This window comes from Sedimentitalea sp. XS_ASV28, from assembly GCF_041224545.1.
GTDB lineage: Bacteria > Pseudomonadota > Alphaproteobacteria > Rhodobacterales > Rhodobacteraceae > Sedimentitalea.
The window spans coordinates 19,522-37,290 of sequence record NZ_JBGFGP010000177.1; the positions used below are offsets into that span (position 1 = coordinate 19,522).

Sequence of the window (17,769 nt, forward strand, 5' to 3'; positions counted from 1 at the left end):
TTCCCCCTGATTCGCCCTGCCACATGCTCAACATACTACAACACTATAACAGATTATAATCCGTTATAATGGAATTTTACTCAGGAAACCGCCGCCGGCATCCGCACGGGATCACCCAGCACGTGCATCAGCCGGTTGGCCCAACCGAACAGCGAGGTCGACAGGATCAGGTCCAGAACCTCTGCCTCGTTCAGCCCTGCGTCCTTCAGCGCCGCCATGTGTTCCTGCCCAGCCTGCGATGGTGCATCGGACAACGCCACGGCAAAATCAAAGATCGCGCGGTCGCGTGGACTTAGATCAGCCTTGGTACCGTCGCGGAACAGATTGTCGGTCACTTCGGTAGATTTCTCAAGCTGCGCATGCCGCGCGGCATGGACCGCGGCACAATAGATGCAATGGTTGACCATCGACGCACCCAGCGCGCCCAGTTCCCGTTCCGCCCGGCTCATGCCACCCTTGTCGTACATGATCGCATTGAACAGCGGAGAGCGTACCTTCAGGCTTTCGACATCATGGGCCAGCGTCAGCACGTATTCCGAAACCTTGGTGTTCGATGGCGTAACCTTCAAAGCATCCAGCTGCGCTTCGCTCGCTTCCTTGAGGTCAACCGGCTTCACGCGGGGCTGCCAATGCGGCACGTTACGTGTAAATTTCGTGATCGCCTTGGTCATTCGTAGACCTCCTTCATCAAACGCAGCCCGGCGATTACCCGCAGTTGATAGGCCAGGAACGCGTTCAGTTCGCAAAGCCGCACGATATCGGCATCTGCAATTCCCGCCGCCTGCAAGCCTGAGATGTCGTGCGCCGAGACATTGCGCGTATCGGCGGCCACCTTGTCCATGAAAGCCAAGACCGGCGCCAGCCCCTGCCCCGCACCCTCATCGGACGGATCGGCAAGTGCGGCGTAGTCGCCCGCATCCTCAGCGTAATACGCCGCCAGCGCGCGGTCGTCGTTCAGCATCGCGATCCTTGCCGCCAGCGCCGCGCGCAGGTCGTGCGGCCACGCTCCGCAATCCTGCGGCCGCAGCACAGCCGCTTCGGCCTCCTGGGTCATCTCAAAGATATTCGCGCGCCCCTCGACGGCGACACCGGGCGCGCTGCCCGCGCACAGCTCGGCGCTCTTCAATGCGGTCGTATCCAAAGCCATCAGGCTACTTTCCCCTTCTTGTCGTCGCTGATCAGTTCCGACGGCACCCATTCGCTGCCATCCAGTTCCGGCTTGTCGTAATCGAGCATCGCCTGCCAATGCTCTGCCACATCCTCGGCATAAAGCTTTGCCGCGATCGCGCGTGCCATCCATTCCGCGCCTTCGGAAATCCCCGGGATGTCGCCGCTGACCTTGCCAAGGCTGGCCGAGGCGCCGTAGTTGAAGCAATAGACATTGGCCAGCCAAGGTGCCTGCCCCGGCACCTTTTCGCGGAAGGTGAAATCCTCGTTCAGGTATGGGAAACGCCCCAGGTCGCGAGACGGCTCGTCCGCCGGCGGGGTATAGACGTCCTGCCAAAGCAGGATGTCGCCCGCCGCGTCGCCGAACTCCGTCCGCGACAGCGGGTCGATGGTAAAACCGGTGCCCAGAATCACGAAATCCGCCTCGTAGGCCGTGCCGTCGGCAAAGCCGACCCGTACCGCCCCGTCCTGCTCGACTGTGCTTTCCACCGCCTTTCCAAAATGAAAATGGGCATTGGGATGGCGGCTGACCCGGTTGGTGGAGCCATGCGGCGGCGGCGTCTGGGTGGCAAAGGAATACTGCATGAAGCGCCAGCGCCATTCGTCGGGCAGGCCGGCATAACCGGCGGTGAACCCGAACGAGCCGATTCCCATCATCTTGTTGATGGTGGGCATCTCGTTGCGGCGGATCAGGTGGCGAACCTCAGCAGCGCCGTGCTCCAGCGCCTCGGCGGCATTGTCCACGGCCGAGGCGCCCACACCAACGACCGCCACGCGCTTACCCTTGAGACTGTCGAAATCGATATCGTCGGCGCTGTGCGCCCAGTATTTCCGGTCGAGTCCCTGCACGAAGCCCGGAATGTTCGGCTGGCCCGTGCCATCGCGCCCGGTAGCAAATACCAGCTTGCGGGTCAGGATCGACTCTTCGCGCGCGCCCGACAGGTGCAGCCGCAACAGATCACCCTCGGGTTCGACCCGATCGACGGACACCCCGTTCTCGGTCGGGATCTCCAGCACCTTGCGGTACCATTTCAGGTAGTCCATCCACATCGGGCGCGGGATCTTGTCCAGCGCATGCCAGTCCTCGGTTCCGTACTGCGCACGGTACCATGCCTGAAAGCTCAGCGCACCATGGCCGAAGGCTGGCCCGGTCAACTCCTTCGGTGATCGCAGGGTCTCCATCCGCGCATAGGTCAGCCACGGGCCTTCCAGTCCCTCGGGGCTGCGGTCCAGCACCCGCATGTTGTGGAGGCCACCGGTCTTCAGCGCCATCCAGGCTACCATGCCACACATGCCGCCGCCGATAATCACAACGTCACTGACTCCCTCGCGGACGGGCACCCAGTCCTTGCCCGGCCAACAGAGAAACCTCAGATCCTCGCGCAACCGCGCCTCCAGCACAGGAAGGCCCTGGCCGTCGATCGGGGAAGCAGTGTCATGTGTCATATCGTCTTTCCTGTAACTCTCGGGTCCACATGCGGCACGCTCAGGCAGGCCGGCTGGCGGACCAATCCTGATGTAGATCGTCAATATAGAATGCATGGACATGGCGTTGATGCGGCCCATGCGCAGATGCCTCGCGCAGGTGCGGGTGATCGTCGGGCAATTCCGGGTGATCGTGTTCTCGGGCCAGCGGGTCGTTCGCGGGCCAGACCCGCAGCGCCAAGACCGACACGCCGATGGTAAGCGCCGACAGGATCAGCAGCGCAGGCTCGAGCCCGACACGCGCACCCAGCTCGCCAGCAAGGGGATAGGCCACGAGCCAGCCCGCATGCGACAGCGAAAATTGCGCCGCGAACAATGCCGGGCGCGCGCCTGATCCGGCAGAACGTGCGATCACCAGCCCACCCGGCGTCAGCACCAGTGAAGCTGCCAGGCCGAACCCGACCCATAGCGCCATGTAACCGTCGTAGCCAAGCGGCAACGCGATGCCCAATCCAAGCACCGCATGCAGCAGCGCGCCCATCGCCATCACACGGCGTTCGCCCAGTGCTTTTATCAGGCGCGGCACCAACACCGCACCTATCGCGGCGCCAAGCCCGTAAAACGCCATCAGGATCGGGAAATGCCGCTCTGCATCGCCCAGCTGCGCCCCGGCCAACACCACCGAGTGTACCAGGACCCAGGCCATGCTCAGCGACAAGGAAAAATTCAGCAGGAACAAGCCGCGCAGCCGCGGTGTCTTGCGGTAGATTGACAGTCCCTTCAGCGCCCGGGTCAGGTACGACCCTTTGCGCGGATCAGCCTCGCCGACGGGAAAACGCGTGATCATCAGCGCGGTGATGGAGCCGACAAATGCCAGCGCCGCGACCCAGAACAGGAATTCGCCCGCGACCAGTTGCAGTACCATCGCGGCAATCACTGGCGACAGCACCGATTCCAGCGTATAGGCGATGCGCGACCAGACAAGCGCTCGGCTATAGGTCTGTTCATCCGGTAGCACATCCGGGATCACCGACTGGAAGATCGGCGTGAAACCGGACGATACGGCAAAGAAAACCAGCGCCAGCGCGCCGATCTGCCAGGTCTGGGTGGCGAAGGCCATCGGCAACAACAGCGCCATCCGTGCGATATCCAGCCAAACCATCACCCGTTTGCGCGACTGCCCCGCGAAAAGTGCCTCTGCCAGCGGCGCGATACCGACATAGGCCACCATCTTCACCGCCAGCAGGAAGCCAAGGATCTGTCCCGCCTCCGCCGTTCCGCCGATCCTGTAGGCTGCCAGCGACATCGCCACGGTCATCAGGCCGATCGCCAGCAGCGAGCAGACCTGCGCGACAAACAGCGTACGGAAAGCAGGATTGGCAATCGGGCTGATCCGGACTTCAGTCATGAAAAGAGCTTATCCTTTGGGAGGCTGTGATCGTTGAACCGGGCGGCACTTGTATCGGCGCGATGCTGTCCCGCATAGTCTGGGACGATCTGCGCCGGATTGTCCACGACCCTATTCATCAAAACCGCCATCTTGTCGCTCATCAGTGAGAAAAGGCTCAATAGCGCCCAGCAGGGCTTGGCGGTTTTCCCGCGCCGCTCCGGTATGCGCCTCAATGTAACGCAGTAGGTATTTATCGACGGCAGCCTCCCGAATGGCGCGTCGATCTGCGAATTCTCTCCGATCAGCCCATTACGGCTTTGATCGTGAACGTTGGCCCCGTGCAGCGCAACCTTTAAATCGTCGATCGCGGTCATATCATCCTTTGATTTACCAAACTGATTATGACGCGAGTTCCGCAAAAATCTCCACAGCTATTTGCCTCTGATTTCCATTTATTGGGTCATATGATCGACAATTGACCCATAAGCTAGATTATTTCAGCTTTCTTTGCGTTATCGTTCACAGTCTCTGGATGCCCGCCGGTCTGGCCTTTTTGAAATGCGATTTACGTGGCTGATCGTGCGTATCGCACGAGGCGGGTTTTAGCCTGAATTTGCTCTTTTCATGGCGGGCTATCCGGTCTATACGCGCGGCTTCACGCGGGGATACAGCCTTGGAGGATCCCTGCCCCAACATTTGGAGATATACAATGGCCGGAGAGATCCCAGATCTTCACGCCGAGGAACGGACGGGGACAGGCAAGGGCGCCGCTCGTCAGGCACGCCGCGACGGCATGGTTCCCGGAATCGTTTTTGGTGGCGATGTTGACCCGCTGCCGATCAACATCCCGTTCAACGCCCTGCTGACGAGGCTCAAGCAAGGCCGGTTCAAATCGACCCTGTTCAATCTCAAGGTTGACGGTCATGACGATGTGCGGGTGATCTGCCGCGACGTTCAGCGCGACGTGGTCAAGGACCTTCCGACGCATCTCGATCTGATGCGTCTGCGCCGCACCACCAAGATCAACCTGTTCATCCCGGTCGTTGTCACCGGCGAAGAGGTGTCTCCGGGCCTGAAAAAGGGTGGCGTGCTGACGCTGGTTCGTCCCGAAGTCGAACTGATCGTCACCGCAGGCGATATCCCCGATCACATCACCATCGATGTGTCCGAGCTGGAAATCGGCGACAGCGTGACCATTTCGTCGGTTTCGCTGCCCACCGGCGCGAAAGTGACAATCGACCGCGATTTCGTGATCGCGAACCTTTCCGCTCCGTCGGGCCTGCGTTCGGCAGAGGACGAAGAGGAAGACGCGGACGATACAGAAGTGGCCGAGGATGACGTCGAGGCGGATAACGCCGAAGAGTGATCGTCCGGTTCCGGACAGTCTTGAAGCGGGGTCCGTTCGGGCCCCGTTTTTCTTTGGTCATGCCTGGCGATCGAACACCTCGTCGAACGGCGCCTTCCCGGCACGGCGGCATGCCGGGGGGCTGGCATTTGCCGACATCATCGGGCATCAGATCCCCTGACGAAGCATGAAACGGTGAGGTCGGCCATGAAGCTGATTGTCGGATTGGGCAATCCCGGGGCGAAATACGCGAGAAACCGGCACAATATCGGTTTCATGGCGCTGGATCGCATTGCAGACGATCATGGGTTTGCCCCCTGGCGAGCCAAGTTCCAGGGTCAGTTGAGCGAGGGGCGGCTCGGGCGCGAGAAGGTGGTATTGCTCAAACCCGAGACATTCATGAACAATTCAGGACAATCGGTGGGCGAGACCATGCGGTTCTTCAAGCTGGAGCCTGCGGACGTGATCGTGATCCATGACGAGATCGATCTTGCGCCCGGTAAATCGCGGATCAAATCCGGGGGCGGTCACGCGGGGCATAACGGCTTGCGCTCGATCCACGCCCATATCGGAGAGGCCTATGACCGGGTGCGTCTCGGGGTGGGGCATCCGGGGCGCAAGGAACTGGTGCCGGGATATGTGCTGCGCGACTTCCCCAAGGCCGATGACGACTGGCTCGACGATCTGTTGCGCGGCATCTCGGACGGTGCGCCGCATCTTGCCGATGGGGATGGCGGGCGTTTCATGAACGCGGTCGCCCTGCGCACCGCCCCGCCCCGCTCATCGACCGGTACACCAAAGCCATCGGCGACGCCTGCGGTCAAACACGAGGCTCCTGCCCCTGCCGATGACCGGTCCGCCCTTCAGAAGCTGGTGGACCGCTTCAAATGACACTGGCCGACGCCTTTCTGGCGCAGGCCGACGCCTGTCGCCACCTCGGGTCGCCTTTCATGGGGCGGCTGCTGAGCCTGCTGGCGCAGCATTGGCCAACGGACAGCGCGCTGGACCGGCGCTGTGCCCTGTGGAGTGGCGACATCGGCCCGCGCGGTGCGTCGCTGCCCCTGCGTATCGCGGGCGGGCTGCATGCGCTGGTTCTGACCGGGCGGGATGCCGGACTGGCCGCCGCCTACCCGCCCGCCCATGTATCGGATCCGGTCCTGTGCGACGCGCTGCTTGCCGCACTCACAGAGCATGAGACCTTCATGCTGGAGTGGATTGAAAGCGCGCCGCAAACCAACGAAGTCCGGCGCAGTTCGGCGCTGATTGCGGCGGCGCACTGGATCGCCGCGCGACATGATTTGCCCTTCGTGACCTCCGAACTCGGTGCCAGCGCCGGGCTCAACCTTGCATGGGATCGCTACGTCCTGCGCGCCGGGGATCGACGGCTTGGTCCGAACGACGGCGTTCTGTGTCTGTCGCCCGACTGGTCCGGGCCAATGCCCGCCGCGAGGCCGATCACCTTGGCGCAGCGACGCGGTGTCGATCTTAATCCGCTGGACGCGCGCGATCCGGCGCAGGCACTGCGTCTGTTCGCCTATCTGTGGCCCGATCAACCGCACCGTCAGGACCTGACCCGGGCGGCAATCGACGCGCTGGACGGTCCGGTGGACCGGGGCGATGCAATCGACTGGCTCGGCCCCCGGCTGAGCGGCGCGCCGGAGGGGCACGTTCATCTGGTCTATCACACGGTTGCCTGGCAGTATTTCCCGCCTGCGGCACAGGCGCGGGGCACCGCGATGATCGAGGCCGCCGGCGCGCGCGCCACAGCATCGCGTCCGCTGGCATGGTTCGCGATGGAGGCTGACGATAAAAGCGATGGCGCGGCCCTGACTTTGCGGTTGTGGCCCGGCGATCTGCGCATCACGCTTGGCCGCGCGGATTTTCACGGTCGCTGGGTCCGGTGGGCGGGCTAGCCTGCCCCCTGCCCCGGGAAACGAAAGAGGGATACGGATGCGAACACTCGGCAAATGGTTGGGCCGGATATTGCTGTCGCTTGTGCTGGCGGCGGTTGTGGTCGGTCTCTGGAAACGTGAAGAGATCATGCGGCTCTGGGCCGTCAATTCCCTGTTTTCAGAGGACAGGATCGTCAGCAATTTTTCGCATATGGACCGGGCCTTCCTGACCGCACCGCTTTCACGCGGCGAGGGTCCGGTCAGCCCGCTGCCCGCGGGCACCCCTGCCCGGCTGTCCGACGACGCGGAAGCCTGGATCGTCGAGCGCGCGCTCACCTCGTTGCTGGTGATGAAAGATGGGGAAATCCGCTACGAAGGCTATTTTCTCGGCACGACCGCAGAGGATCGGCGGGTTTCATGGTCTATCGCCAAGAGCTATCTCTCCGCTCTTTTCGGCATATTGATCGAGGAAGGGGCGATCGGCTCTCTCGACGATCCGGTGACGCGCTATGTGCCCCTGCTGGTGGGAACAGCCTATGACGGCGCAAGCATCCGCAACGTGCTGAACATGGCCAGCGGTGTCACCTTCGACGAAGATTACCACGATCCCGATTCCGACATCAATCGCATGGGGCGGGTGATCGCCCTGGGCGGCACGCTCGACGATTTCACGGCAAGTTTCACCGAACGTTTCAGTGCGCCGGGGCAGGTCTGGCGATACGTGTCGATCGACACGCATGTGATCGGCATGGTGATCCGCGGCGCAACCGGGCGCAGCGTGAGCACGCTGCTGGCGGAAAAGATCATTGCACCGCTCGGGCAGGAGCAGGACGCCTATTACCTGACCGACGGCGCGGGGGTGGCGTTTGTGCTGGGCGGACTGAACATCACGACACGCGATTATGCGCGTTTCGCGCAGATGATCGTGCAAAACGGCGAATACAACGGACAACAGGTGGTTCCGGCCGACTGGATTGCCGCCTCGACGGCGGCAAGCGCGCCGACCGAACCCGGCCGCATGGGATATGGCTATCAATGGTGGATTCCGAACGCACACCGCCCCGGCGAATTCATGGGCCGCGGCGTCTATGGCCAGTATCTTTACGTTGACCAGGCAAGAAACATCGTCATCGTGGCCACCGCCGCAGACCGGGATTTTCGTCAGCCCGGCGTCACCGAAGACAACATCGCGATGTTCCGCCGCATCGCGGACACCCTGTAAGGAGAACCCCATGGAACAGGATGACAGCATCAACGTTCTGGGTGGCGCACTCGCATCCTGCTCTGCCGATCCGCTCACCGGATTCTTCCGGGACGGACATTGCAATACCTGCGCCGCCGATCAGGGCAGCCATACCGTCTGCGCCGTCATGACGGACGAATTCCTCGCATTTTCCAAATACGTGGGCAACGATCTGAGCACGCCGCGCCCGGAATTCGGCTTTGCCGGTCTCAAGGCCGGCGATCGCTGGTGTCTGTGTGCCGCACGGTTCCTTCAGGCCCATGACGAAGGCTGCGCGCCCAGGGTGAACCTGAACGCCACCCACCGCCGTGCACTCGACGTCGTGCCGCTTGGCGTGTTGCAGACATATGCCGACGGCGCAGAGAGCTGATTGATCGGACGTCGCGCGCGCCTCAGTTCGCGTCGCGCCCCTCGGTGTCGGACATGTCAAAACCCAGGTGCCGGGCAACCGTGAAGATATCCTTGTCGCCGCGACCGCACATGTTCATGCAGATCAGGTGATCCTTTGGAAGGGTCGGCGCAATCTTCATGACATGGGCCAGCGCATGGCTGGGTTCAAGCGCCGGAATGATGCCTTCCTGCGCGCAGCACAGCTGGAAGGCCTCGAGCGCTTCGGCATCGGTTATGCTGACATATTTCGCGCGACCGGTTTCATGCAGCCACGAATGCTCGGGTCCGATCCCCGGATAGTCGAGCCCGGCGGAAATGCTGAACCCCTCAAGAATTTGCCCGTCATCATCCTGCAGCAGATATGTCCGGTTGCCATGCAACACACCGGGGCGGCCGCCGGTGAGAGACGCGCAATGCTCCATCTTGTCGTTCACACCTTTGCCGCCGGCCTCGACACCGATGATATTGACGCTCTTGTCATCGAGAAACGGAAAGAACAGGCCCATTGCATTGGAGCCGCCGCCGATCGCGGCAACCAGCGTATCCGGCAAACGCCCCTCGGCCGCTTGCATCTGCTCTTTCGCTTCCTTTCCGATGATGCTCTGGAAATCGCGCACCATCGCCGGATAGGGGTGTGGCCCCGCGACGGTTCCGATACAGTAGAACGTGTCGCGGACATTGGTCACCCAGTCGCGCAACGCATCGTTCATCGCATCCTTGAGCGTGCCGCGTCCTGACGTGACGGGAATGACCTCGGCGCCCAGTAGCCGCATACGGAACACGTTCGGGGCCTGGCGTTCGACATCATGCTTGCCCATGTAGACCACACATTTCAGGCCGAACTTGGCGCAGACCGTAGCTGTGGCGACCCCATGCTGACCGGCACCGGTCTCGGCGATGATCCGTGTCTTGCCCATGCGACGGGCCAGGATGATCTGACCAAGCACATTGTTGATCTTGTGCGCTCCGGTGTGGTTGAGCTCGTCCCGCTTGAGATAAATCCTGGCACCGCCCAGATGCTCGGTCAGGCGTTCTGCGAGATACAGCGGGCTGGGACGGCCCACATAATGAGTCCAAAGGTCATTCATTTCATCCCAGAAACTGTCGTCGCTCTTGGCCTTTTCGTATTCCTCTTCAAGGCTCAGAATGAGCGGCATCAGAGTTTCGCTGACAAAACGCCCTCCGAAGTCTCCAAAGCGCCCGTTTTCATCCGGACCGGTCATGAAGGAATTGAACAGATCGTTGGCCATGCTGCGCCCTTTCAAGTCTTTCCCCTGTCCTAGTGCCGCGACCGGACGAGGGCAAGCCAAGGCATTTCAAAATGCCTTGAAAACGCGGGTTGAACCCGCGTCGCAAGACGCTTCAAGCGTCTTGAGGAAGGGCTTTTGAAAGCCCTTCACTTCAATCGGCGAATCGGGTGGGCGTTGCAGAAAACGACAAAATGCCGACCGTTCTCCACCGCCTGATATCCATGCCGGCGCACTGCGGCCAGGAATGCATCGCGCCCGACAAGACGTTCGACATCGCGGATCTGGCGCTTCACGACACCGCCACGTCGCGCCTCGTTCGAGGCGAAGACCTGGTAAAGCCAGTTCTCAGGGGTGAGATGAGGCGGCAAGACAGACATGCACCCACTTCTGACCTTCGGCGGTAAATTCCGGCTTAAGAAGATGCCGCCTCGACAAATGACCGGATCATCCTCGCATCCTTGACACCGGGCCTCGCTTCAACGCCGGACGACACATCGATCTGATGTGCCCCGGTCAGCGCAATCGCTTCAGCGACATTATCCGCCGTCAATCCGCCGGCCAGCATCCAGGGAACGGCCCATCGTCGGCCGGCGATGAGACGCCAATCGAAGGCCAGACCATTGCCCCCGGGCAGTTCCGCGCCTTTCGGAGGCTTCGCATCGACCAGCAGCTGGTCCGCAACCTTCTGATACTCCAGCAGCGCCGGCAGATCGCCCTCATCCGCGACCCCGACCGCTTTCATGACGGGCAAGCCAAAACGCGAGCGGATTGCCGCGACCCGATCGGGCGATTCCGACCCATGCAGTTGCAGCATATCCAGCGGTACGCGCTCCACCAGTTGATCGAGCGTTGCATCATCCGCGTTGACTGTGAGCGCAACCTTGCAAACCCCTGCCGGGACGGTCCCGGCCAGCAGGGCGGCGCTTGACATATCGACGTTGCGCGGTGATTTCGCGAAAAAGACAAACCCCACATATCGGGCACCCGCCGCAACAGCCGCGGACAGGGTGTCTGCGGTGCTCAACCCGCAGATCTTGATGCGAATGTCCGAAGGCATGGGAACGTCAGGCGGTTTCGTCCAGGATCGCCAGAACTTCGTCTTTGCCCCTGTTCTTCTCGGTCTTCAGCTTGCCCACCTGACGTTCGAGTTTGCGAACTTCACGAGACTTCACATCAACCTCACGCCGATGTTTGTATTCCCGCATCCATTCCCAGAAAAACCCGATCACCAGGCCCACCGCGATGCCGCCGAGCACCACCACGAAGAGGGGAAGCGACACCGTCATGTTGAAACCAAGCAGTTCCGCAACCGCGTCGGGCATCAGTTTCAACGTGACGAACCCCCGGTTCGCGAGCGAAACCGAAATCAACAGGACAGCCAGCAAGGCCAGGACGGCGTAGCGAATATACCGCATCAGATCACTTTCCGTTCAAACGGTCCCGCAGGAGCTTTCCTGTCTTGAAAAACGGGACATGTTTTTCCTCGACATGCACTGTTTCTCCGGTGCGTGGATTGCGCCCGATCCGTGCATCACGCTTTTTCACCGAAAACGCACCGAAACCACGCAGTTCCACGCGGTCACCGCGTGCCATGGCCCCCGTGACTTCTTCGAACACCGTATTCACGATACGCTCGACATCACGCTGATAGAGGTGAGGGTTTTCATCAGCGATTTTCTGTATCAGTTCAGACCGGATCATTCAGCGCGTCCCTCCCAAGGCAGCATCGCGATAACAAGACTGGTTTCCCGAGTATACGATCAAATTTCTTTCGCGGGAACCAGAACTATTGGATTATGAACGAAAAAACATGCGCGGTTCCGTGCCGGCAGCCGGATTTAAAGCCGGTTTGGAGGCTTGGGTTTAGCCCCTGCGCTGCTTTACCACCAATCGGCGAGCCGCACGATTCGCCGCGCCCGCGTGCATAATGCACCAGCAACCGGGCGCGAAAAACCCGCCGAACAGTGTCCGGCGGGTTTCTGTCTTGTCCGGGTTTACCGGTCGGATCAATCGTCGCCCTTGAGCGCCGCGCCCAGGATATCGCCCAGCGATGCACCGGAGTCGGAGGAACCGTACTGTTCCACGGCCTCTTTCTCTTCGGCAATCTCGCGCGCCTTGATCGACAGGCCGAGACGACGGGTCTTGCTGTCGACATTGGTGACACGCACGTCGATCTTGTTGCCGACGCTGAAACGCTCGGGGCGCTGCTCGGCACGGTCACGGGACAGGTCGGAGCGGCGGATGAAGGATTTCATGCCTTCGTATTCCACCTCGATGCCGCCATCCTCGATCGCCGTCACTTCGACAGTGATGATCGAACCACGCTTCACGCCGCCAACGGCCTCGGCAAACTTGTCGCCGCCAAGCGCCTTGATCGACAGGCTGATGCGCTCTTTCTCGACATCCACCTCGGAAACCACGGCCGAAACCATGTCGCCCTTGCGATAGTTCTGGATCGCGTCTTCGCCGCGCTCGTCCCAGGACAGGTCGGACAGGTGAACCATGCCGTCGATATCGCCTTCGAGACCGATGAACAGACCGAATTCGGTGATGTTCTTGACCTCTCCCTCGACCTCGGTTCCCTCGGGGAACTGCTCGGCAAAGACCTCCCACGGGTTGCGCATGGTCTGCTTGAGACCCAGCGAAACGCGCCGCTTGGCACCGTCGATTTCGAGCACCATGACTTCGACTTCCTGCGAGGTCGACACGATCTTGCCCGGATGCACGTTCTTCTTCGTCCAGGACATTTCCGACACGTGAACCAGACCTTCGACACCGGGCTCAAGCTCAACGAATGCACCGTAATCGGTGATGTTGGTGACGCGACCGGTATGCACGGAGCTCAGCGGATATTTCGCGCCGACCAGATCCCACGGATCTTCCTGCAGCTGCTTCATGCCGAGGCTGATACGGTGGGTTTCCTTGTTGATCTTGATGACCTGAACCTTGACGGTCTCGCCGATCGACAGGATTTCGCTCGGGTGGTTCACGCGGCGCCACGCCATGTCGGTGACGTGCAGCAGCCCGTCAACACCGCCCAGATCAACAAACGCACCGTATTCGGTGATGTTCTTGACCACACCGTCCACGGCCTGACCTTCGTGCAGGTTGCCGATGACCTCGGCGCGCTGTTCGGCGCGGGACTCTTCGAGGATCGCGCGACGCGACACGACGATATTGCCACGGCGACGGTCCATTTTCAGAATCTGGAAAGGCTGCTTGAGACCCATCAGCGGGCCAGCGTCGCGCACGGGGCGCACATCGACTTGCGAACCCGGCAGGAAGGCAACCGCCCCGCCCAGATCGACGGTAAAGCCGCCCTTGACCCGGCCAAAGATCGCACCTTCGACGCGCTCTTCGTCGGCATAGGCTTTTTCCAGACGATCCCAGGCTTCCTCGCGGCGGGCCATTTCGCGCGAAATGACGGCTTCGCCACGGGCGTTCTCGACCTGACGCAGGAAGACTTCCACCTCATCGCCAGCGGCAATGTCGGGGGCTTCTCCGGGATTTGCGAATTCTTTGAGGTCGACGCGGCCTTCCATCTTGTAGCCTACGTCGATGATGGCCTGGCCCGCTTCGATTGCGATCACCTTGCCTTTGACAACAGACCCTTCTTCGGGCGTGTCCATTTCGAAGCTTTCGTTCAGGAGGGCTTCGAATTCCTCCATGGATGCGTTAGCTGACATATATAAGTCGTTTCCTTTTTCACATTTTTGCGGGCCGCGCGGTTGTCTCCGCCGGTCTTGGATTGGTCAGAAGGACGCAAAGCAAAGAGGGCCGGATGGTCCGACCCTGCTCGTCTCGTTGCCATTGCGGTGATTTCCACCTTGTCGACGCCTGCGTCTTAACGAAGCGCCGCGCGCTTGGCAAGCCCTGCATCCACTGGCCCCGGCGCAACAATTGCGGCGCTCCCGCCCTGTGGGTCGGCCCGCGCGACGGGAGGAGAAAACCGCGCGGGCCGGCCGCTCTTCATCCGAAGAGCGGGTCTTCAAAGACGAAAAGCGGTTCCCCAAACCCGTCCACAGGGTCGCTCCGCCCGAGGACACGCGGCATCGCCAACGCGTCGGCTCCAACGGTGCCGCCGGGGATCACCGGATCAACATGCATTCCGTAGCGCGATCCACCATCGCTACCAGCGACAACCTCAGGATCAAACCGGCTTTCCCCGGCGATGTCCCCGATCTGACGATAGCCGCCGTCATCACGCGCGACGATCCTGAAAACAAACGTATCCATATCCAACCACTTGAAAACAAATCAACTTCATACTCCGAGCCCACCGGGTCGGCCGAGCACACATTACCCCGGATCGCAAAGCGGCATCAGTCCGGAATACGTGACTGGGGTTTTCCCGACCTTGACGCTCAGTCGTCGCGCGACAATCGGTCCTGGATCAGACGGCTGACATGCGCGAGCGCATCGTCGATGGACATGTCGCTGGTATCTATCAGGATCGCATCGTCTGCCGGCTTGAGCGGCGCATCGGCCCGGTTCATGTCGCGCTGATCCCGCGCCCGGACATCGGCAAGAACAGTTTCGTAGCTGTCCGTCGCCCCCCGCGCAACCTGCTCCTCATACCGCCGCCGGGCACGCACTTCGGGGCGCGCGGTCACGAAAAGCTTCAGATCCGCCGCCGGGCAGATCACCGTCCCGATATCGCGCCCATCCAGCACCGCACCGCCCGGCCGCGCGGCAAAGTCGCGTTGAAACGCCACCAGCGCCGCGCGCACCTCGGGGATCGCGGCGACCTTGCTTGCCATCTGCGCAACCTCGGCCCCCCGCAGATTGCCGCCTTCAAGTTGCCCGGCCGTCAACGCGCGTGCCGCAACAATCGGATCCGCACCGTTCAGCACCTGTGCACCCACCGCCCGATACAGCAGCCCGGTATCCAGATGGTCGAACCCGAATTGCGCGGCAACCGCCTTGCTGATGGTTCCCTTGCCCGCAGCGGCCGGACCGTCAATCGCGATGGTGAATGTCACTGGCTCCCCCTGAATTTACCCAGGCTCCACCTGACGACCTGCCCGATCACGCAGAGCAGAAGCAGCAGCACCGACGTCTCGTATAACTGGAACTTGAGAACCGTGTAGGTGCTGGCGAGTTCCACTTCTTCGGGACTGAGCAACGGTGTCTTCAGCATTCGGCCAACAGCCGCGTTTTCAAGCATGTCCACATAAAAGGCGAGCGCCGGAAAAACCGCTCCCGCCAATGCCCAGCGTCCGAAATTACGTCGCAATCCCATGCAGATGGCAAGCGCCAGACCACCCGCCAGTCCGATCGCAAAACCGGTGTCCAGAATCCGCTGTTCCCGCAGGTACAGCCGGCGCGCGGGCTCCTTGATCTGTGCCACATAGGCTTTTGCGGCGTCGTAACCATACCCGTCATTGCGCAGGTCGAATACCGCTTCACCATTCGAACCCGCCATGATCGCGGGAAGGGTCCAGCCCCACATCAACAGCAGACACAGCACCGCCAGCGCGGCAAGCGCCAACAGCATGCTCCACGCCCGACGCATCGCGTCGCTACGCCGGATGCCGCGACAGCGCGGCGCCAAGCCGCTGCATCAACGGTTCGAAAATCGGGAACGACGTGGCAATGGGGCCGCCATCGTCCACGCTGACCGGTTGCTGCGCTGCCATGCCCATCACCATGAACGACATGGCGATCCGGTGATCCAGATGGCTGGCGCAGGTCGCGCCGCCCTTCACCGATCCCGGACCATGGCCGGTGACCGACCACCAGTCTTCGCCCTCTTCGACATCGACGCCATTCGCGCGCAACCCGGTGGCCATCGCATCGATCCGGTCGCTTTCCTTGACCCGCAATTCCCGGACACCGCGCATCATCGTCACCCCATCGGCGAAACCCGCCACGACCGACAACACCGGGTATTCATCGATCATGCTGGCCGCGCGCTCGGGCGGCACGTCGATCCCCTTCATGGCCGGCGAAAACCGCGCGCGCAGGTCCGCCACCGGTTCGCCGCCTTCCTCGCGCTCGTTCTCATAGGTCAGGTCGGCCCCCATCTCCCGCAGGGTGGTGAACAACCCCGCCCGCGTCGGGTTCAGCCCGATTCCCGGCACCAGCACATCCGAACCGGGCACGATCAGGGCCGCACAGACCGGAAAGGCCGCGCTGGACGGATCGCGCGGCACGGCAATCACCTGCGGCTGCAACTCGGGCTGCCCGGTCAGGGTGATGACCCGCCCCTCGTCGGTCTCCTCGGTGGCGATCTCGGCCCCGAACCCCGCCAGCATCCGTTCCGAATGATCGCGGGTCGCCTCCTTTTCGATCACCACGGTCTTGCCCGGCGCGTTCAATCCGGCCAGCAGAACGGCGGATTTCACCTGCGCCGAGGGCACCGGCACCCGGTATCGCACGGGCATCGGATCCGCCGCACCCACAATGGTCATCGGCAGCCGCCCGCCCGAGCGCCCCACCGCCTCGGCCCCGAACAGGGCCAGCGGGTCGGTCACCCGCGCCATCGGACGCTTGTTCAGGCTGGCATCGCCGGTAAAGGTCGCGCTGATCGGGCAGGTCGCCATCGCGCCCATGATCAGCCGCACGCCGGTACCGGAATTGCCGCAATCGATGACCTGGTCGGGTTCCGCGAAACCGCCGACGCCAACGCCATGCACGCGCCAGGTGCCGTCCTCATCCCGCTCGACATCGGCCCCAAAGGCCCGCATCGCCCTCGCCGTGTCGAGCACATCCTCGCCCTCGAGCAATCCTGTGATCCGGGTCTCGCCAACCGCCATCGCGCCCAGGATGAGCGAGCGGTGCGAAATCGACTTGTCGCCGGGCACATCGGCCACGCCGGACAACGCCCCGCAAGGGGCGGACATCATCGGAATCGGGGTGCCGTGGCTGGACATATCGTGCCTCTCCTCAAGTCGGTGCCCCCCGCTTTATCCGATGCCCGCGACAGGGTCCACAACCCGTGACCACATCCCGCCGGGATCGGTTCACAGACGGCGGAATGTCAGGTAATGCGGCACCCGCCCCTCGCGCAACGCCTTCTGTTCATAGCGGGTCGACACCCAGTCATCCCAGGGCGCGCGCCAATCCGCCGGACGCTCCGCCAGCCACTCGAACCCGGCCCTTGGCACCTGTTCCAGCGTCTGCCGCACATAGTCAGGAATATCCGTCGCCACCCGCAGAATCGCACCGGGCGCAAGCACGTCGCGCAACGGTTCCAGATGCTCCGGCGTGACAAACCGCCGCCGATGATGCCGCGCCTTGGGCCAGGGATCGGGATAGAGCAGGAACGCCCGCTGGATCGACCCCGCCGGCAACACATCCATCAGATCACGCGCATCGCCGGGATGCACCGCCAGATTGCGCACGCCTGCCCTGCGAATCTTGCCCAGCAGCATCGCGACGCCGTTGATATAGGGTTCGGCGCCGATGATCCCGACATCCGGGTTCTCCCGGGCCTGATGCACCAGGTGCTCGCCACCGCCAAAGCCGATCTCCAGCCAGACCGGTCGCCCGCCGAACAGCCCGGCCAGATCGAGAGCGTCGCGTTGCGGGTTCTCGTCCCAGCCCACCGGTCCCGGCGACAGCGCAGCAAGGTCTTCGTCCAAATAAGCCTGCTGGCTCTTCTTCAGCGCCTTGCCCTTCAGGCGTCCATAGAAATTTCGATACGGTCGGCTACGTTCTGTCAT

At 62.1% G+C, this 17,769-nt stretch carries 21 protein-coding genes; 5 read left to right on the forward strand and 16 right to left on the reverse strand.

All coding sequences use genetic code 11. The features are described 5' to 3' along the window. Positions 1-80 precede the first annotated feature (80 nt). Genes AB9K34_RS23505 through AB9K34_RS23525 form a run of 5 tightly spaced genes read right to left on the reverse strand, consistent with a single transcriptional unit; the run spans position 81 to position 4,356 of the window. On the reverse strand, positions 81-671 hold the full coding sequence (locus tag AB9K34_RS23505) for a peroxidase-related enzyme (protein WP_369957150.1): 591 nt from the start codon (positions 669-671) through the stop codon (positions 81-83). Then, entirely contained in the window at positions 668-1,147 is a 480-nt protein-coding gene (locus AB9K34_RS23510; RefSeq protein ID WP_369957151.1) for a hypothetical protein, read from the reverse strand. The genes AB9K34_RS23505 and AB9K34_RS23510 overlap by 4 nt, the downstream gene beginning before the upstream one ends. Continuing rightward, complete coding sequence (locus AB9K34_RS23515) at positions 1,147-2,613, reverse strand: NAD(P)-binding domain-containing protein (protein ID WP_369957152.1); 1,467 nt, start codon at positions 2,611-2,613, stop codon at positions 1,147-1,149. Before AB9K34_RS23515 ends, AB9K34_RS23510 begins: the two co-directional genes overlap by 1 nt. Before the next feature lie 40 nt (positions 2,614-2,653). Then, positions 2,654-4,000 carry an MFS transporter gene (locus AB9K34_RS23520; protein WP_369957153.1) on the reverse strand — a complete coding sequence of 449 codons (1,347 nt, stop codon included), beginning with the start codon at positions 3,998-4,000 and terminating at the stop codon, positions 2,654-2,656. Next, positions 3,997-4,356 carry a hypothetical protein gene (locus AB9K34_RS23525; protein WP_369957154.1) on the reverse strand — a complete coding sequence of 120 codons (360 nt, stop codon included), beginning with the start codon at positions 4,354-4,356 and terminating at the stop codon, positions 3,997-3,999. The genes AB9K34_RS23520 and AB9K34_RS23525 overlap by 4 nt, the downstream gene beginning before the upstream one ends. Before the next feature lie 335 nt (positions 4,357-4,691). On the opposite strand from AB9K34_RS23525, the gene AB9K34_RS23530 reads away from it, so the two are divergent. The 5 genes from AB9K34_RS23530 (at position 4,692) to AB9K34_RS23550 (ending at position 8,832) form a co-directional block, all read left to right on the forward strand. Further along, on the forward strand, positions 4,692-5,348 hold the full coding sequence (locus tag AB9K34_RS23530; protein WP_369957155.1) for a 50S ribosomal protein L25/general stress protein Ctc: 657 nt from the start codon (positions 4,692-4,694) through the stop codon (positions 5,346-5,348). A 186-nt stretch (positions 5,349-5,534) separates the two neighbouring features. Beyond that, positions 5,535-6,218, forward strand: a complete 684-nt coding sequence (gene pth, locus AB9K34_RS23535; RefSeq protein WP_369957156.1) for an aminoacyl-tRNA hydrolase — start codon at positions 5,535-5,537, stop codon at positions 6,216-6,218. After that, positions 6,215-7,240: a DUF2332 domain-containing protein gene (locus AB9K34_RS23540; protein WP_369957157.1), complete on the forward strand. Its 1,026-nt coding sequence runs from the start codon at positions 6,215-6,217 to the stop codon at positions 7,238-7,240. The genes pth and AB9K34_RS23540 overlap by 4 nt, the downstream gene beginning before the upstream one ends. 37 nt (positions 7,241-7,277) lie before the next feature. After that, a complete protein-coding gene (locus AB9K34_RS23545) occupies positions 7,278-8,441 on the forward strand; it encodes a serine hydrolase domain-containing protein (RefSeq protein ID WP_369957158.1) in 1,164 nt (387 codons plus the stop codon). Positions 8,442-8,451: 10 nt separating this feature from the next. Next, the gene (locus AB9K34_RS23550) at positions 8,452-8,832 is read left to right on the forward strand and encodes a DUF2237 family protein (RefSeq protein WP_369957159.1); all 381 of its coding nucleotides are present in this window, start codon (positions 8,452-8,454) and stop codon (positions 8,830-8,832) included. 22 nt (positions 8,833-8,854) lie between these two features. On the opposite strand, the gene trpB is transcribed toward AB9K34_RS23550, so the two are convergent. The 11 genes from trpB to AB9K34_RS23605 all read right to left on the reverse strand — a co-directional run bounded on the left by trpB (position 8,855) and on the right by AB9K34_RS23605 (position 17,769). After that, a complete protein-coding gene (trpB, locus tag AB9K34_RS23555; RefSeq protein ID WP_369957160.1) occupies positions 8,855-10,102 on the reverse strand; it encodes a tryptophan synthase subunit beta in 1,248 nt (415 codons plus the stop codon). A 146-nt stretch (positions 10,103-10,248) separates the two neighbouring features. Continuing rightward, entirely contained in the window at positions 10,249-10,479 is a 231-nt protein-coding gene (locus tag AB9K34_RS23560) for an N-(5'-phosphoribosyl)anthranilate isomerase (protein WP_369957161.1), read from the reverse strand. Between the two features lie 35 nt (positions 10,480-10,514). After that, positions 10,515-11,159 (reverse strand): phosphoribosylanthranilate isomerase, encoded by a 645-nt coding sequence (locus tag AB9K34_RS23565; RefSeq protein ID WP_369957162.1) that lies wholly within the window; start codon positions 11,157-11,159, stop codon positions 10,515-10,517. A 7-nt stretch (positions 11,160-11,166) separates the two neighbouring features. Then, positions 11,167-11,517, reverse strand: a complete 351-nt coding sequence (locus tag AB9K34_RS23570) for a LapA family protein (RefSeq protein ID WP_369957163.1) — start codon at positions 11,515-11,517, stop codon at positions 11,167-11,169. 4 nt (positions 11,518-11,521) lie between these two features. After that, positions 11,522-11,803, reverse strand: coding sequence for an integration host factor subunit beta (gene ihfB / locus AB9K34_RS23575; protein ID WP_027263109.1), 282 nt, complete (start codon positions 11,801-11,803; stop codon positions 11,522-11,524). A gap of 305 nt (positions 11,804-12,108) precedes the next feature. After that, the gene (gene rpsA, locus AB9K34_RS23580; RefSeq protein WP_369957165.1) at positions 12,109-13,788 is read right to left on the reverse strand and encodes a 30S ribosomal protein S1; all 1,680 of its coding nucleotides are present in this window, start codon (positions 13,786-13,788) and stop codon (positions 12,109-12,111) included. A gap of 283 nt (positions 13,789-14,071) precedes the next feature. After that, positions 14,072-14,338, reverse strand: a complete 267-nt coding sequence (locus AB9K34_RS23585; RefSeq protein WP_369957167.1) for a hypothetical protein — start codon at positions 14,336-14,338, stop codon at positions 14,072-14,074. A gap of 128 nt (positions 14,339-14,466) precedes the next feature. After that, positions 14,467-15,084, reverse strand: coding sequence for a d(CMP) kinase (locus AB9K34_RS23590; protein ID WP_369957168.1), 618 nt, complete (start codon positions 15,082-15,084; stop codon positions 14,467-14,469). Further along, positions 15,081-15,599, reverse strand: coding sequence for a hypothetical protein (locus tag AB9K34_RS23595; protein WP_369957170.1), 519 nt, complete (start codon positions 15,597-15,599; stop codon positions 15,081-15,083). The genes AB9K34_RS23590 and AB9K34_RS23595 overlap by 4 nt, the downstream gene beginning before the upstream one ends. A gap of 25 nt (positions 15,600-15,624) precedes the next feature. Further along, positions 15,625-16,977, reverse strand: coding sequence for a 3-phosphoshikimate 1-carboxyvinyltransferase (gene aroA, locus AB9K34_RS23600; protein WP_369957171.1), 1,353 nt, complete (start codon positions 16,975-16,977; stop codon positions 15,625-15,627). A 90-nt stretch (positions 16,978-17,067) separates the two neighbouring features. Further along, positions 17,068-17,769, reverse strand: a complete 702-nt coding sequence (locus AB9K34_RS23605; RefSeq protein WP_369957173.1) for a tRNA (guanosine(46)-N(7))-methyltransferase TrmB — start codon at positions 17,767-17,769, stop codon at positions 17,068-17,070.

Bases quoted from the DNA above. Each gene is read 5' to 3' on its own strand.
- AB9K34_RS23595 (WP_369957170.1), bottom strand. From the start codon at position 15,599: ATGCTGTTGGCGCTTGCCGCGCTGGCGGTGCTGTGTCTGCTGTTGATG.
- AB9K34_RS23565 (WP_369957162.1), bottom strand. From the start codon at position 11,159: ATGCCTTCGGACATTCGCATCAAGATCTGCGGGTTGAGCACCGCAGAC.
- AB9K34_RS23570 (WP_369957163.1), bottom strand. From the start codon at position 11,517: ATGCGGTATATTCGCTACGCCGTCCTGGCCTTGCTGGCTGTCCTGTTG.
- AB9K34_RS23525 (WP_369957154.1), bottom strand. From the start codon at position 4,356: ATGACCGCGATCGACGATTTAAAGGTTGCGCTGCACGGGGCCAACGTT.
- AB9K34_RS23515 (WP_369957152.1), bottom strand. From the start codon at position 2,613: ATGACACATGACACTGCTTCCCCGATCGACGGCCAGGGCCTTCCTGTG.
- AB9K34_RS23540 (WP_369957157.1), top strand. From the start codon at position 6,215: ATGACACTGGCCGACGCCTTTCTGGCGCAGGCCGACGCCTGTCGCCAC.
- AB9K34_RS23510 (WP_369957151.1), bottom strand. From the start codon at position 1,147: ATGGCTTTGGATACGACCGCATTGAAGAGCGCCGAGCTGTGCGCGGGC.
- AB9K34_RS23520 (WP_369957153.1), bottom strand. From the start codon at position 4,000: ATGACTGAAGTCCGGATCAGCCCGATTGCCAATCCTGCTTTCCGTACG.
- trpB (WP_369957160.1), bottom strand. From the start codon at position 10,102: ATGGCCAACGATCTGTTCAATTCCTTCATGACCGGTCCGGATGAAAAC.
- rpsA (WP_369957165.1), bottom strand. From the start codon at position 13,788: ATGTCAGCTAACGCATCCATGGAGGAATTCGAAGCCCTCCTGAACGAA.
- aroA (WP_369957171.1), bottom strand. From the start codon at position 16,977: ATGTCCAGCCACGGCACCCCGATTCCGATGATGTCCGCCCCTTGCGGG.
- AB9K34_RS23505 (WP_369957150.1), bottom strand. From the start codon at position 671: ATGACCAAGGCGATCACGAAATTTACACGTAACGTGCCGCATTGGCAG.
- ihfB (WP_027263109.1), bottom strand. From the start codon at position 11,803: ATGATCCGGTCTGAACTGATACAGAAAATCGCTGATGAAAACCCTCAC.
- AB9K34_RS23550 (WP_369957159.1), top strand. From the start codon at position 8,452: ATGGAACAGGATGACAGCATCAACGTTCTGGGTGGCGCACTCGCATCC.
- AB9K34_RS23605 (WP_369957173.1), bottom strand. From the start codon at position 17,769: ATGACAGAACGTAGCCGACCGTATCGAAATTTCTATGGACGCCTGAAG.
- AB9K34_RS23530 (WP_369957155.1), top strand. From the start codon at position 4,692: ATGGCCGGAGAGATCCCAGATCTTCACGCCGAGGAACGGACGGGGACA.
- AB9K34_RS23545 (WP_369957158.1), top strand. From the start codon at position 7,278: ATGCGAACACTCGGCAAATGGTTGGGCCGGATATTGCTGTCGCTTGTG.
- AB9K34_RS23560 (WP_369957161.1), bottom strand. From the start codon at position 10,479: ATGTCTGTCTTGCCGCCTCATCTCACCCCTGAGAACTGGCTTTACCAG.
- AB9K34_RS23585 (WP_369957167.1), bottom strand. From the start codon at position 14,338: ATGGATACGTTTGTTTTCAGGATCGTCGCGCGTGATGACGGCGGCTAT.
- pth (WP_369957156.1), top strand. From the start codon at position 5,535: ATGAAGCTGATTGTCGGATTGGGCAATCCCGGGGCGAAATACGCGAGA.